Genomic DNA, 14844 nt, shown 5'->3' on the forward strand with positions numbered 1-14844 from the left:
CCGACTAGGGGAAGAGTCCACTTTAGGACAATCATCATTTGGCGACAAGTATACCCTGCATGGTTAAGCATTCACGTATTTACGCTTTATTTTTTCAAAGTCTTTTCATTTTACCTGCGGCCCATGCGAACCAATGGGACTGGGTTCCTCGAGAGTCTTTACCCGCGGAACAACAAGCTCAACTGGGGAGATATTGCCAAGGGGCATATATTGATCAATGGAAAAGTCCTAATTCTGAAGACACGAATCTTAAAGCGGATTTAATTTACCGAGATGAGAATGGTGTTGTTCACCTTAATGGCGCGGCAGAAATTATTCAGCCCACCTCAAGCCTACAGGCCGATAATATTGAAGGCGTGCCTGACAAATATTATAAGACTGATGGCAATGTTATTTTAAGGCAAAAAGGACAGATGATCCGCGGCTCCAGCGGTTATGTCTCTAGCGCCACTGATTCACCAACTGAATTTGTTGACGCTCGGTTTATTAACCTAGAGTCTGGTCAGCGTGGCGCCGCTAAATCACTATTGCGCAGTAAAAACGGCATTATCTTTATCCACCAAGGTTATTACACTACCTGTGAACCAACAGAAGAAAGCTGGCAACTATATGGTTCAGCCATTGAACTTAACCCTAATGAAGGCTTTGGTACCGCAGAAAACGTTCAGATCCGTATTCACGACGTACCTGTCTTTTACTTTCCTTGGTTACGCTTTCCGCTAAATAATGCACGCCAAACCGGTTTCCTATTCCCTACTTTTGGTGTTTCTGGCAGTAAAGGCATTAGTCTTTCGGCTCCTTTCTACTGGAATATTGCACCCAATTACGATGCCACCATCACCCCTCATTACATTCAAGAAGAGGGCACGGGATTTGACCTTGAATTACGTCACTTAGGTGTTTACGACGACACTACCTTTGAACAATCTACCTTTGACGATAATGACGAAGGCGAACAAATTGTTCGAAAATTCAAGACCGACCTAACGCTAAATAAATACTTTAGCAGTGGTTTATTGTTGGAAGACAACCCTACAGAAGATAAATACCCTGACGCGAACACAACTTCTATTGGAGAAGAAGACAACTACGAACGAAGCGGCTATCTGTCGTTTAACAACGGTAACTTTAGCAGTAAAGCCACAGTACGACGTTACCAAACGCCGGACCCAGATGAAGATGCGCCATTTGAGTGGCTGCCTCGAGTCGAATCTTCTTACCGTTATGCAACTGGTTTGTTTGATTACAGTGTCGACATGCAGTACACCGACTTTTATGACCCGGATGAAGACGATTTTGATGGTCAGCGAACCGCTTTAAACCAAGATTTGAAGTTTAATTTTAGCAATGCTTGGGGAAGCTTCACACCAGGTATCTTGGTGCAAAATAGGGACTATTCGATCCACGATTACACGGATGACTCTGATTTCGACGCCAGCCTAAATCACGTCTCCACGTACTTTGATACAAAAACCGTATTTGAGCGCAGCATCATTAGAGACGACCAAGTTTGGCGTCAAACACTTGAGCCAAGACTAAGCTTCTTAGACTCGCCCTATACGGATCAAACAGACATTGAAGACTTTGATGCCAGCACCTCGGTGATGAGCTATTCCCAAGCCTTCAGTCATGAGCGCTTTAGTGGTAATGACCGAATCGGTGATACTCGTCAGTTTACACTTGGCGTAGAAAGCCGTTTATACGATGAAAACAACAATGAGCGCTGGGCATTTAAACTGGCACAAATCCAGTATTTAAAAGACCGCTTTGTTTCCACCAGTGGCGACACAGACAGTGACACGCCGGTAGATGATGACAGTACTAGCCCTTTATTAGGGTCGGTAACCTATACAGGCAGCGACCGCTTTAGCCTTACCGCTAACGCTAACTATGATATAGGCGAAAGCGATACAACCCTTACTCAAGTTATTGTAAAACTAAAACCAGTTGACGAAGTTAAAGTGAATTTAAGTTATCTTTATAGCATTGATAACGACGACGAAGATGACGATACCAATCAAAGTAATATCGGCACTATTTTCCCAATCAATCAAAACTGGTCAATGTTTTTACAACACACCTATGACTTCTTTGACGACAGAAGTACAAAAGAAGTGGTCGGTCTAGGCTACGAAAATTGCTGTGTCAAAGTATCGGCAAGCTATCAACACTGGCTTAATGATGACAGCGAATTTGAAAGCGGCTTTTTCCTACAGTTTACGTTACGTAGTTTAAGTAGCCCTGGCGCTAAAGATAACAGCACTTCTAGTATCGCTGATGATTACTGGAACGATGGAAAAGTTGGATACTAATGATGAAATTATTTTCTTTTACACTCGGCGCATTACTCATTTTTGCGCCTTTTCAAACCCTTCAAGCGGCGCCGGTAAAACTCGACGGAATCGCTGCAATTGTTGATTCACAACCGATTCTAGACAGCGACATCGAAGCGCGCTTTAACGTGGTTAAAAGCCGCATTCCGGGTGGTGAAATGACCCCTAACATTCATCGCCAGATCCTGAATCAACTGATAGATGAAACGTTAGAAGCCAATTATGCTGTCAGTGTTGGTATGCAAACATCTAGCAGCACGGTTGATAAAGCCATCACTAGTGTGGCCCAGAGAATGAACCTCGATCTCGACGGTTTGAAACAAGTACTGGCAAAACAAGGCATCAACTACAGTCGCTACCGCGACCAAATTGAAAAAGAAATCTTAATCAACAACATCAAAAAAGAAATCATCAAAAAACGGATTTCTATTACAGATCAAGAAATAAGCGACTACTTAAGCTCGGACACCAGCCTGAGTAAAGACAAAGATGAAGTGCACTTAAGACACCTCTTGATTCGCTCCAATCAACCCAACGAAGCGAAAACCAAAATCGAAGCCATTGCTCAAAAGATTCAAACTGAAAGCGACTTTATCGATGAGACAATTGCTAATTCCGATGGCCAATTTGCGATCGAAGGAGGAGACCTAGGATGGCGCCCTCTTAACCAATTACCACCTTTGTTCGTCAGAGCCTTGGGCAACAGTCAGCCGGGATCATTAGTGGGCCCTATCCAAAGTAATGCAGGCTATCACCTACTTTGGATAATGGATAAGCGCTCCCCTTCGACCACAATTCAGCAACAAACAAAAGCTCGTCATATTTTGGTTCGCAGCAATCAAATTCGAGATATGAAGCAAACTAAGGCACTGGCAGAAGACATCTACCAGCAGCTCGTGAAAGGCGCAGACTTTACAGAGCTAGCGAAGAAGTATAGCGAAGACCAAGGCTCTACATTACAAGGTGGCGAACTGGGCTGGGTATCACCGAAAACCATGGTACCAGAATTCGAAAACGTCATGGATAACACGGCTGTTGGCGACTTCAGTAAGCCATTTCAAACCCAATTTGGTTGGCATATTGTGGAAGTGGAAGGCCGCCGTAAAGCAGACATCAGCGAAAAAGTACAACGCGCTAAAGCAGAACAAGCTTTGATTGCACAGAAAAAAGATGTTGTTCTCAGCAACTGGTTAGCTGAGTTAAAAGCCGACGCTTTTATTGACATCAAGGACTAGCAGCTCAATGACGAAACAAGTTGAGAACAACGATCTGCCAGTGGTTGCCATAACATCAGGAGAACCAGCAGGCATTGGCCCGGACATTATCCTCAGCGCATTGATGAACCAATCATTCAATGCGCGCCTTGTGGTTCTGGCGGACCCAGATCTTCTTCATGAAAGAGCTGAGCAACTAAACCTCAAGCCCAATTGGATCATAGTCGACACGGCCGACAAAGCTCCTATTCATCAACTGGGAACAATTTGTCTGCTCCCCGTCAAATTGGCTACCACAAGCCAAGCAGGCCATTTAGATGTAGCAAACGCCCCTTATGTCTTAAAGACTTTAGAAATAGCAGGGAAAGGTTGCTTAAATGGTGAATTTGATGCCATCGTCACCCCGCCCGTTCATAAAGGCGTACTCTGTGAGACTGGCGTGCATTTTTCAGGGCATACAGAGTTTTTTCAGGCTCTGTGTCATTCAGAGCAAGTGGTGATGATGCTTGCAACGGACGCGATGAAAGTTGCACTGGTCACCACTCACCTTCCCTTGCAGCAGGTTCCTCAAGCGATTACCGATGAAACCTTAACCCGGGTTATCAAAGCGCTTAATCACGACCTGAAGACAAAATTTGGCATTCGCTCACCTCAAATACTAGTCTGTGGCTTAAACCCTCATGCTGGTGAAGATGGGCATTTGGGCATGGAAGAAATTGAGGTCATCAGCCCAACGCTTGATCGTTTAAGAAGCGAAGGGATTGATTTGATTGGCCCGCTACCAGCCGACACACTGTTCACCGCCAAATATCTAGATCACGCAGATTGCGCGTTAGCCATGTATCACGATCAAGGCCTACCTGTGTTAAAATACTCAGGGTTTGGTAATGCCGTCAATATTACGTTAGGCTTACCGATTATTCGAACTTCGGTCGATCATGGCACCGCCATTGATTTAGCCGGTACTGGCACCGCCAATGACGGCAGTTTAAAAGTTGCCATTCAACACGCCATCAACATGGCCAATAACGCGAAAAAACATTCCTAATGAGCAAACCACAGTCCCATAAAGCACGAAAACGTTTCGGCCAAAACTTTTTACATGATCACGGTGTCATTCGCCGCATTGTTGCCTGTATCGGCCCTAAAAAAGGCCAACGAATCGTTGAAATCGGCCCAGGTAAAGGCGCCCTAACAGAAGGCATTATTAGCCTTACTGAACGCATGGATGTGGTTGAATTAGACCGCGACCTAATCCCTATTTTGAAGGTGAATTTGTTCCGCTTCCCTGACCTTACCGTTCACGAGGCAGACGCAATGAAGTTCGATTTTGCTTCGCTGGCGACAGAACAAAATATCCGTGTTGTTGGTAATTTGCCTTACAATATATCGACGCCACTGATTTTTCACCTTTTGAGCCAAGCCAGTGTCATTGAAGACATGCATTTCATGCTACAAAAAGAAGTGGTCGATCGCTTAGCCGCACGCCCAGGCGACAGCCTGTATGGCCGCCTAAGCGTCATGGCTCAATACTATTGCGCTGTCGAATCCTTATTCATTGTTGGACCAGAGTCTTTTGATCCTGCGCCTAAGGTAGAATCCGCTATTGTGCGCATGACGCCACACAAGACATTGCCTTTCCCAGTGGCCGACATTAAAGGCCTTGAAGACACCGTCAGAATTGGTTTTCATCAACGTCGCAAAACGCTACGCAACAACTATAAAGGTGTATTGGACAACGATGACTTCGAGGCTTTAGGAATCGACCCTAGCCTGCGTCCAGAGCGACTCGATGTCGAAGAGTTTGTGCGCATTGCTAACTTTATTCATAACAAGGAAGCCTAGATGTTGAAGTACGACGTTGCCGTCTCTGTGCAAACTGAATACTTGGCTCAGCAATCCATGCCCTCAGAGTCTCGATTTGTATTCGCCTATCACATCACAATCACTAACTGTGGCAGTGAAACGGTAAAATTGAAGTCAAGGCACTGGATTATTACGAACGGCAATGAAAAAGTTCAAGAAGTAAAAGGTGACGGTGTCGTCGGTGAGTACCCCCATTTGGAAGCGGGTGAATCCTACCATTATACCAGCGGCACTATAATGGATACGGTAGTAGGTAGCATGCACGGCAGCTACCTATTTATCGCCGACGATGGCACTGAATTTGAGGCGCCAATTCGTCCATTCACCTTATCTGTTCCCAACCAGGTACACTAAAGGATTTACTATGGCAACCTATGTCATTGGCGACCTACAGGGTTGTTTGACACCGCTAATAGCCTTACTTGAACAAATCAATTACCAACAAGAAAAAGATCAACTTTGGTTTGCAGGTGACTTAATTAATCGAGGCCCTGAATCCCTCGAAACCTTGCGCTTTATAAGATCTCTTGGCACCAACGCCAAAGTCGTATTAGGCAATCACGATCTTCACCTAATTGCGGTAGCCCATGGGCACAGCCATCTAAAACGCAGTGATACTTTGTTTGACATACTCTCAGCAAGTGATCGTGACGAGCTCATTAATTGGCTTAGACAGCAACCTTTATGTCATTACGACGCTTCACTCAACACCATAATGACACACGCTGGCGTTCCCCCTTGCTGGACACTTTCCCAAACACAAGAACTTGCCAGGGAAGTTGAAAATCAACTTCGCGGAGCGCATATTGATGATTTCCTTGCTGTTATGTATGGTAATAAGCCCAGAGTGTGGGATGACAGCTTAACGGGGATGGATCGCCTACGTGCCATTACCAATTATTTAACTCGCATGCGTTTTTGTGACTCGCTAAGTAAATTGGACCTAAAAACCAAAGAAGGTCCAAATACCGCCCAAACAGGCTATGCCCCTTGGTTTACTTATCCGTCTAAGCTCCCTGCTGACTGCCATATTGTGTTTGGTCATTGGGCGGCATTAGAAGGGGTGAGCAACCAGGAAAGAATACATGCTTTAGACACAGGCTGTGTCTGGGGAGGCAGTTTGACTGCACTTCGTTTAGAAGATAAACAACGCTTTAGTACCCCTTGTTCAACGAACTGGAAATCACTATGACTTATTCTTGCATTGACGTCTCAGACGCGCTTCCAATCATCGAAAATAATGCCCTAATCGTGGATATTCGTGACACCGCTAGCTACCAAAACAGCCATATCGTTAATGCGATTAGCCTCAACAATGATAACGTACAGCACTTTATTGATAGCAGTGACAAGACACGCCCAGTGATTGTTTGCTGTTACCATGGCAATAGCAGTAAAGGCGCCGCGGAATACCTAGCGGCACAAGGCTTTAGTGAAGTCTACTCACTAAATGGTGGCTATAGCCAATGGAGCGCCATGTTTCCAGAACAATGCGAGCTAGGTGCTTAATCTCAATCATGTCGGATTATCAGGTATATTTAGTCGGTGGTGCCGTTCGAGATCAACTACTCGGACTGACCGTAAAAGATCATGATTGGGTTGTCACAGGCGCCACACCAGAACAATTAGAAACAATTGGCTATCAACAAGTTGGCAAACAATTCCCTGTTTTCCTTCATCCAAACAGTAAAGAAGAGTACGCGTTAGCTCGCAAAGAAAAAAAACAAGGCCAAGGTTATACCGGCTTCATTTGTGATTTCTCACCAGACATTAGCCTTGAGGAAGACCTAGAGCGCCGCGACCTCACCATCAACGCCATCGCGCAAGACAAAGATGGTCAGCTTATTGACCCTTTTAATGGTCAACAAGACCTTAAAGATCGTCTTTTCCGCCATGTTTCTGAGGCTTTCGTTGAGGACCCATTACGAGTCCTACGCGTTGCTCGGTTTGCTGCTCGCTTCGCTGAGTTTGGCTTTCGTATTGCCCCTGAAACACTAAGACTAATGCAAACTATCAGCCAATCCGGCGAGCTGTCCAGTTTAACTCCAGAGCGAATCTGGAAGGAACTTGAAAAAGCATTACTCACAACTCATGCTGATGTTTTCTTTGACGTATTGGTTAAAGCGGAAGCGCTTCCTGCCCTTTTTCCAGAGTGGGTGTGGCAGCCTAGTCAAGCACTCAGGAGTCAATTACAACAACCCGACTTAAGCGCCGCCCAGCGTTGGGCTATTTTGTGCCAGCATACGCCATTGAACGCCTTAGAAGTGCTGCAAAAACGCTTAAAGTGTCCCAATCAATTTAAGGGGCTCGCCGAGCAAGCACGCGCCTTTATTGAAAGACAAACAATTCCAATGCCTGCGGCGCACTGGGAAAACTGGCTTACCCAAGTGAGCGCCATAAAAAAGCCTCAACCATATCAACGCCTGATTGAGGTTTTATCCTTGATCACCCGCACCCAGCAAAACCTGTGGCTTGAGTTACGTAATGAAATAGCCCAAATCAACGCCGCCAACCTAATAAAACAAGGCTTAAGTGGGGCAGAACTGGGAACCGCATTAAAAGCGGCAAGAGTACTGACATTAAGCGAGCAATCTCACCCCTTTGTTACTCACAGCGACTAGTAAGCGCTCACCTTTTTCCTGGCTATTTTAACCCCTACGGCCCGTGCTGCTTTGATCGCTCCAGGCTTACGTAGCGTCATTACCAAGGCATTGATGTCGAATACTTTTATCAATTCGTCTGCCAAATGCTCAGCCAGTGTTTCGATTAATTCAAAAGTGCGCTCAGCACAAAAAGCGATGATGAAATTAGAGATCGCTTCATAATCTAGAGTTTTCGACAAATCGTCAGTTTGTGCAGGCTCGCGATTGTCATGCTCCATTTCAAGGTCGAAGACCAACTCTTGCTTAATCACCTTCTCCCAGTCATAAACGCCAATCACCGCTTGCGCAGTAAGCCCCTCAATAAATACAAGATCATTCATGCTCATTGCTCCTTAACAGGCGGTAATTCGGATAGTGGCCAACGCGCCCGAATCGAAAGATTCAGAGGGGAAAACTGTCCATTCACTAAACGCTGAGCGCCAGCGTAGGCAATCATGGCTCCATTATCGGTACAAAATTCAGGACGCGCATAAAAAACATTGCCGTTAATCTTTTTCAATTGTGATTCAAGCTGTTCGCGCAATCTCTGGTTAGCACTGACCCCTCCCGCAATAATTAGCTGCTTAAGACCTTCTGCTTCAAGTGCACGGCGGCATTTAATCACTAAGGTGTCCACTACTGCGGTTTCAAAAGCCAATGCCGCGTCCGCTTTAAACTGCTCATCACAGCGGTCTTCATCCAACGCACTATGAATGGCCGTTAAAAACGCCGTTTTTAAACCACTAAAACTAAAATCTAGCCCTGGTCTATCCGTCATAGGACGTGGGAATTTAAGACCACTTTTTAGTGTCCCTTGCTTGGCCAGCGCCGCAATTTGTGGTCCCCCTGGGTAAGGCAAACCAATCATTTTTGCAGCCTTATCAAAGGCCTCGCCTGCAGCATCGTCTAAAGACTGCCCTAACAAACGATATTCACCAATCCCATCTACTCTTACCAATTGAGTATGACCACCAGAGACCAACAGAGCGATGAATGGCATCTTTGGCTGTTTTTCTTCCAACATAGGCGCAAGTAAATGCCCTTCCATATGATGCACGCCCAGCGCAGGAATATTAAGCGAGTAAGCCAAAGAGCGGCCAATTGTTGCCCCAGCCATAAGTGCCCCCACCAAACCTGGGCCACTGGTAAAAGCAATAGCGTCTAACTCGGCCTTTGTAATACCGGCTTCTAGCAGAACCTCATCAATTAAGGGTAAGGTTTTTCGAATGTGATCCCGCGACGCTAACTCAGGCACCACACCGCCATATTCGGCATGTTGCGCTATCTGTGAATATATTTTATGCGCTAATAAACCATTCTCTGTATCGTAAATGGCTATGCCTGTCTCATCACAAGAGGTTTCCAAACCCAGTACTTTCATTCACACCATCTCATTAATTTTAATTTCAGCCTATTGTAACTCATCTAACGAAAAGGCGTCAGGTGACAAAACCTATTAGACAGAGCTGATCAAAACCTTTACAATATGCGCGTTTTCAACTTTTAAATTAAAAGGCAGGTGATTTTTCTAGTTTGGCTCAGGCTCTTGTTTACCCAGATAAACAGCGAGAAGAGATACCAAACCCCTCTTATTAAAGACATCAATACATTACAGACGCGAAATAGTCTGTTCAGGGTAAGAAAAATCGATCTTATGTAGATCTCACTCTGTCCAACAAAAGCGCGCTTTGAAAGCCTGTCAAATACAGGTATGATTCACGCCGTTTTTGTGAACACTTAAACTTAAAAAAACATTTTAAAGGTAAAAACATGCCAGCTGTAAAAGTAAAAGATAACGAACCATTTGACATCGCTCTACGTCGCTTCAAACGCTCTTGTGAAAAAGCAGGCGTTTTGGCTGAAGTTCGTCGTCGTGAATGCTACGAAAAACCAACTACACTTCGCAAACGTGCTGCAGCCGCTGCTGTTAAACGTCACGCTAAGAAAGTTTCTCGTGAGCAGAAAAAATTCCAACGTTTGTACTAGGCCGATCTGCCGTTTGGCAATTTGCTAAAAAACAAATGTTTTGCCTAGACGCTCGATGCATTTAGGCTTATAAAAACGGCTAGTTAATTAACTAGCCGTTTTTTTTGCTTATATACTTGCCTACTAGAAAGTAAAGAGGATCCCATGTCAGACTTAAAAAAACACATTTCCGATACCCTTAAAGCGGCCATGCGCGCAAAAGAAAAACAGCGTGTAACCGTAATTCGTACCATTTTATCTGAATGTAAAAAAATCGAAGTGGACGAACGTATTGAACTAGATGACGCACGCGTATTAGCCGTTCTAGACAAAATGAACAAACAACGCAAAGACTCTACTCAACAGTTTATTGATGGCGGCCGTGAAGACCTAGCCAAAGTAGAGCAAGAAGAAATGCTTATTATCAGTGAGTTTTTACCTGCACCACTCACAGACGAAGAAGTGGCTGAAATCGTGAAAGCCGCGATCGCCCAGACAGGCGCCAGCTCAATGCAACAGATGGGCGCTGTGATGGCCATTGTTAAACCCCAAGCTCAAGGCCGAGCAGATATGGCACAGATCAGCAAACAAGTTAAAGCACAATTGGGCTAATATTATGGCTGGACGCATCCCCGATCAATTTATTGATGAGCTGCTGGCTCGAACCGACCTAACTGACGTGGTTGCGTCCCGCATTAGCCTAAAAAAAACAGGGCAAAACTACAGTGCACTTTGCCCTTTTCATAACGAGAAAAGCCCTTCTTTTAGCCTCAACCCCAACAAACAATTTTATTATTGCTTTGGCTGTGGCGCAGGCGGCAACGCCATCTCTTTCGTAATGGAGCATGACCATCTGGACTTTATCGAAGCGATAGAGCTGCTGGCAAAAGAGGCAGGCATGGAAGTACCTCGAGACCAAGGTGCTCCCGACCGTTACGAACAAAATGCAGAGTTGCTCAAACGCCTTTCAGAAAGCGCACAATTTTATCAGCAGCAATTAACCCAACACCCAGATAAGAAAAAAGCCACCGACTACCTATCGAGAGACCGCGGACTATCCGGTCAGATAGCCAAAATATTCGGCTTAGGTTTTGCGCCTCCTGGCTGGGACAACCTACTGAAACACATAGGCACACGAGCCGAAAGCCAAGAACAGCTGCTTCACGGAGGCATGCTAGTAGAAAAGAAAGACCAACCTGGTCATTATTACGACCGTTTTCGCGATCGGATTATTTTTCCTATTCGCGACTCTCGAGGTCGTGTTATTGCCTTTGGTGGCCGAGCTTTTGGCGATGAAAAACCCAAGTATCTGAACTCTCCAGAAACCCCTGTTTTTCACAAGAACCAAGAGCTATACGGGCTTTTTGAAGCCAAGCAAAACACCCCAGTGCTGGATCAAATTATCGTAGTGGAAGGCTATATGGACGTTATCGTCCTTGCCCAACACGGTATCACCAACGCTGTCGCCACGCTTGGCACTTCGGTAAATAGCCAACACATCCGTAAACTCTTCAAATTGGTCAGTAAAGTGGTGCTGTGTTTTGATGGCGATAAGGCGGGACGCGCGGCAGCTATTCGCGGTTTAGAAGCCGCACTTCCTGTTATGCAGGACGAAAAGCAAATTCGCTTTCTCTTTTTGCCTGAGGGTGAAGACCCTGATTCCCTAGTAAGAAAAGAAGGCAAAGAAGCGTTCAACAATCGCTTAGCCGACGCCTCCTCCCTTTCTCACGCTTTGTTTGAGCACGCCAGAAATCAAGTCACTTTAGGCGATGAAGAAGGCGAAGCGCAATTTACACGCAACGCCATGGGCTTAATCCAACAAATCCCTAAAGAGCTAACGTTTCGCTCGGTACTTATTCGCCAATTGAGCGAACAATCTGGCATCGACAGTGAGACACTCAGCAACACCAACATTAAAACTCGCCCCAACACGTCAACAAATGACACAAGCTATGCTAGCTCATCGAGCCACACCATGGACGTCTCCTATGAACAAGGCGCACCAGACTATCAGCACTATGACATGGCGCCATCCTTTGATGAGTATGACGACTACCAAGCAACGGGCAGCCAACCTGAATATAAACCAACAAAAAACACGTCATTTAAAAAACCTTTTAAAAAAGGCAAATTTCATAACAATGAACCAGAATTGCCGCCAGCACCACCCAGTTTAAGTCGTCTAGCAAAGGCTTCTTTGTGTCTTTTACTACACCCACACATAGCCAAAGAAATAGAAATCCCCGACCCGATTGTCAATAAAGCCGAAGGGCATCTACAGCTGCTATGCAAGATTTGGCGCTACTTCCACAAGCACCCTAAGCACAATGTTGGGCATTTTTTGGTGGATTTAACAGATCCGGATATGAGCAATGCAGTGCTTAAACTACTCAACCATAACGACGCACCGATTCAGTTAAAATTACCTCACCCACAACAAGAGGTAATCGACGTAATTGCCAAGTTAGAAAAAAATCTTGGTATGGAGTCCTTGAAAAATGGCGCAAGTGATTCCATAAATACAGAACAAGAAAAGCAAGATTGGCGGAATAGAATAGAACAAATCCGACGAAAAAAATCATAATTCTTGTTCAATATTCACTCAAAAAAGAGACGAATATCTGGATAAAACTGATTGATTTTGTTATAATCCGCTGCTTGCAAAACTCCCAAACGAATTTCTAACGATAGGTTGTCGAATGCCAGACACTCAACAGTCGCGTCTCAAAGAGCTGATCGCTAAAGGTAAAGAACAAGGTTACTTAACCTACGCAGAAGTAAACGATCACCTTCCTGATGACCTTTCTGACCCAGAGCAAGTAGAAGAAATCATCGCCATGATCAACGACATGGGGATTACCGTTTCTGAAGTTGCTCCAGATAAAGATAGCCTTCTTATGGAAGAAGGTGATTCGACCGATGAAGCGGCCGCTGAAGAAGCTGCCGCCGCATTGGCCGCTGTAGAAGGCGATGTCACTCGCACGACAGACCCGGTCCGAATGTATATGCGCGAAATGGGGACAGTAGAACTACTAACCCGCGCAGGCGAAATTGCCATCGCGAAACGTATCGAAGAAGGTACCCGCGAAGTCATGGCTGCCATTTCATACTTCCCTGGTGCCGTTGATGTTCTGCTTGACACTTACGCCAGAGTCAAAGAAGAAGAAGGTCGCTTAAGCGATATCTTTAGCGGTTTCATTGATGGAGATGGCGAAGAGCCTATTTTCGAAGAGTTATTAGAAGAAGTGCCTTCTGAAGAAGAAGCACCTGATGATGACGCTGATGAATCCGATGATGACGAAGAAGAGGAAGAAACGGAAAGCGGTCCTGATCCAGAAGAGACAGCGTTGCGTTTCAATGAAATCTCTCGCATCTATGAAGAACTTAAAATATTGCTTGAAACTCACGACAGACACGAAGATGTAGTGAAAGCCAAGCAAGAAGAGCTAAGTATTAGTTTTGCTCCGATTAAACTTGTTCCGAAATTGTTCGACGAACTGATCGATCGCGTGCGTTCGCGCATGGATAAGGTACGAGAGCAAGAACGCTTGATTATGCAAGTTTGTGTACGCAAAGCTGGCATGCCTCGCACAGAGTTCTTGAAACGTTTCCCAAGCAACGAAACAAACAATACTTGGCTACAAGAGCAAATCGACTCAGGTGCTAGCTATGCGGCTGGCCTTGAAGAAAACGAAGCTGAGTTTATGCGTAGTCAGCGTAAACTTCGTACCGTTGCGAAAGAAACAGGCCTGACCATTGCTCAGCTTAAAGAGATCAATCGTCGTATTTCTATCGGTGAGACGCGCGCCCGCCGAGCTAAAAAAGAAATGGTTGAAGCCAACTTGCGCTTGGTTATTTCGATTGCGAAAAAATACACCAACCGCGGCCTGCAATTCTTGGATTTGATTCAAGAAGGCAACATTGGCCTTATGAAAGCCGTAGATAAGTTTGAATACCGTCGTGGTTATAAGTTCTCTACTTATGCAACATGGTGGATTCGTCAAGCAATCACACGCTCGATTGCCGATCAGGCTCGTACTATTCGTATTCCAGTACACATGATCGAAACGATCAATAAACTGAACCGCATCTCTCGTCAGATGCTTCAGGAAATGGGTCGTGAAGCAACACCTGAAGAGCTGGCTGCTCGCATGGATATGCCAGAAGATAAGATTCGCAAGGTATTGAAAATTGCGAAAGAGCCGATTTCAATGGAAACCCCAATTGGTGATGACGAAGACTCTCATCTAGGCGATTTCATTGAAGATGACGGTGCTGAATCTCCGATTGATACAGCCACTATTGAAGGCCTACGTGAATCAACAACTACCGTCTTAGCAGGGCTGACCGCTCGTGAGGCGAAAGTGCTTCGTATGCGCTTTGGTATTGATATGAATACCGATCACACGCTTGAAGAAGTCGGCAAGCAATTTGATGTTACCCGTGAGCGTATCCGTCAAATCGAAGCCAAAGCATTACGTAAACTTCGTCACCCAAGCCGATCAGAGCACTTGAGAAGCTTCCTAGACGAGTAACTAATTGTTTTAGTTCAGGTCGTTATTAAAAGCCATTGAGATTCTCAATGGCTTTTTTATTCACAACCTTTCAAAAAAAGAAAGCATCTTCAATAAAACTGTCATACACTCAAAGCATAATCGAGCAAAAGACAGTGAGATTCAGCTTGCAAAGACTTTATCGTGGTAATCAGCACGACAGTTTGCTGAAACGCTTTTCACCTAGAAAAACGCTCAGCAGCAACCCTAAATGGCGCTTTTATCTTAAGCACCTCCTCTCTTTTATACGCCAAAAATTCACTACCACCCC

Annotated in this window: 14 protein-coding genes; 12 read left to right on the forward strand and 2 right to left on the reverse strand. The window is 45.2% G+C overall.

Annotated features, from left to right (window positions below; genetic code table 11):
* The first annotated feature begins 59 nt into the window (after window positions 1-59).
* From DFP81_RS05470 to DFP81_RS05505, 8 genes are read left to right on the forward strand one after another with little or no spacing between them, the layout of a single operon-like run.
* Window positions 60-2312: an LPS-assembly protein LptD gene (locus DFP81_RS05470; RefSeq protein WP_115896767.1), complete on the forward strand. Its 2253-nt coding sequence runs from the start codon at window positions 60-62 to the stop codon at window positions 2310-2312.
* Window positions 2312-3568, forward strand: coding sequence for a peptidylprolyl isomerase (locus DFP81_RS05475; RefSeq protein ID WP_115896768.1), 1257 nt, complete (start codon window positions 2312-2314; stop codon window positions 3566-3568). The genes DFP81_RS05470 and DFP81_RS05475 overlap by 1 nt, the downstream gene beginning before the upstream one ends.
* Before the next feature lie 7 nt (window positions 3569-3575).
* Complete coding sequence (pdxA, locus tag DFP81_RS05480; RefSeq protein ID WP_115896769.1) at window positions 3576-4595, forward strand: 4-hydroxythreonine-4-phosphate dehydrogenase PdxA; 1020 nt, start codon at window positions 3576-3578, stop codon at window positions 4593-4595.
* Window positions 4595-5392, forward strand: a complete 798-nt coding sequence (gene rsmA / locus DFP81_RS05485; protein ID WP_115896770.1) for a 16S rRNA (adenine(1518)-N(6)/adenine(1519)-N(6))-dimethyltransferase RsmA — start codon at window positions 4595-4597, stop codon at window positions 5390-5392. The genes pdxA and rsmA overlap by 1 nt, the downstream gene beginning before the upstream one ends.
* A complete protein-coding gene (gene apaG / locus DFP81_RS05490; RefSeq protein ID WP_115896771.1) occupies window positions 5393-5767 on the forward strand; it encodes a Co2+/Mg2+ efflux protein ApaG in 375 nt (124 codons plus the stop codon).
* Window positions 5768-5777: 10 nt separating this feature from the next.
* On the forward strand, window positions 5778-6605 hold the full coding sequence (locus DFP81_RS05495; RefSeq protein ID WP_115896772.1) for a symmetrical bis(5'-nucleosyl)-tetraphosphatase: 828 nt from the start codon (window positions 5778-5780) through the stop codon (window positions 6603-6605).
* Window positions 6602-6922 carry a thiosulfate sulfurtransferase GlpE gene (gene glpE / locus DFP81_RS05500; protein ID WP_115896773.1) on the forward strand — a complete coding sequence of 107 codons (321 nt, stop codon included), beginning with the start codon at window positions 6602-6604 and terminating at the stop codon, window positions 6920-6922. Before DFP81_RS05495 ends, glpE begins: the two co-directional genes overlap by 4 nt.
* A gap of 8 nt (window positions 6923-6930) precedes the next feature.
* Complete coding sequence (locus tag DFP81_RS05505) at window positions 6931-8034, forward strand: tRNA nucleotidyltransferase/poly(A) polymerase-related protein (protein ID WP_115896774.1); 1104 nt, start codon at window positions 6931-6933, stop codon at window positions 8032-8034.
* On the opposite strand, the gene folB is transcribed toward DFP81_RS05505, so the two are convergent.
* Together folB and tsaD are read right to left on the reverse strand one after the other, a co-directional pair.
* On the reverse strand, window positions 8031-8396 hold the full coding sequence (gene folB / locus DFP81_RS05510; RefSeq protein WP_115896775.1) for a dihydroneopterin aldolase: 366 nt from the start codon (window positions 8394-8396) through the stop codon (window positions 8031-8033). The genes DFP81_RS05505 and folB overlap by 4 nt on opposite strands.
* Before the next feature lie 2 nt (window positions 8397-8398).
* Window positions 8399-9436 carry a tRNA (adenosine(37)-N6)-threonylcarbamoyltransferase complex transferase subunit TsaD gene (gene tsaD, locus DFP81_RS05515; RefSeq protein WP_115896776.1) on the reverse strand — a complete coding sequence of 346 codons (1038 nt, stop codon included), beginning with the start codon at window positions 9434-9436 and terminating at the stop codon, window positions 8399-8401.
* A 389-nt stretch (window positions 9437-9825) separates the two neighbouring features.
* On the opposite strand from tsaD, the gene rpsU reads away from it, so the two are divergent.
* The 4 genes from rpsU to rpoD all read left to right on the forward strand — a co-directional run bounded on the left by rpsU (window position 9826) and on the right by rpoD (window position 14555).
* Window positions 9826-10041 carry a 30S ribosomal protein S21 gene (gene rpsU, locus DFP81_RS05520; protein ID WP_009835737.1) on the forward strand — a complete coding sequence of 72 codons (216 nt, stop codon included), beginning with the start codon at window positions 9826-9828 and terminating at the stop codon, window positions 10039-10041.
* Window positions 10042-10185: 144 nt separating this feature from the next.
* Entirely contained in the window at window positions 10186-10632 is a 447-nt protein-coding gene (locus tag DFP81_RS05525; RefSeq protein ID WP_115896777.1) for a GatB/YqeY domain-containing protein, read from the forward strand.
* Window positions 10633-10636: 4 nt separating this feature from the next.
* Complete coding sequence (dnaG, locus tag DFP81_RS05530; protein WP_115896778.1) at window positions 10637-12604, forward strand: DNA primase; 1968 nt, start codon at window positions 10637-10639, stop codon at window positions 12602-12604.
* Between the two features lie 115 nt (window positions 12605-12719).
* Window positions 12720-14555 (forward strand): RNA polymerase sigma factor RpoD, encoded by a 1836-nt coding sequence (gene rpoD / locus DFP81_RS05535; protein ID WP_115896779.1) that lies wholly within the window; start codon window positions 12720-12722, stop codon window positions 14553-14555.
* Window positions 14556-14844: the final 289 nt, after the last annotated feature.

The sequence above is a fragment of the Marinomonas pollencensis genome, from assembly GCF_003387375.1.
Lineage (GTDB): Bacteria > Pseudomonadota > Gammaproteobacteria > Pseudomonadales > Marinomonadaceae > Marinomonas > Marinomonas pollencensis.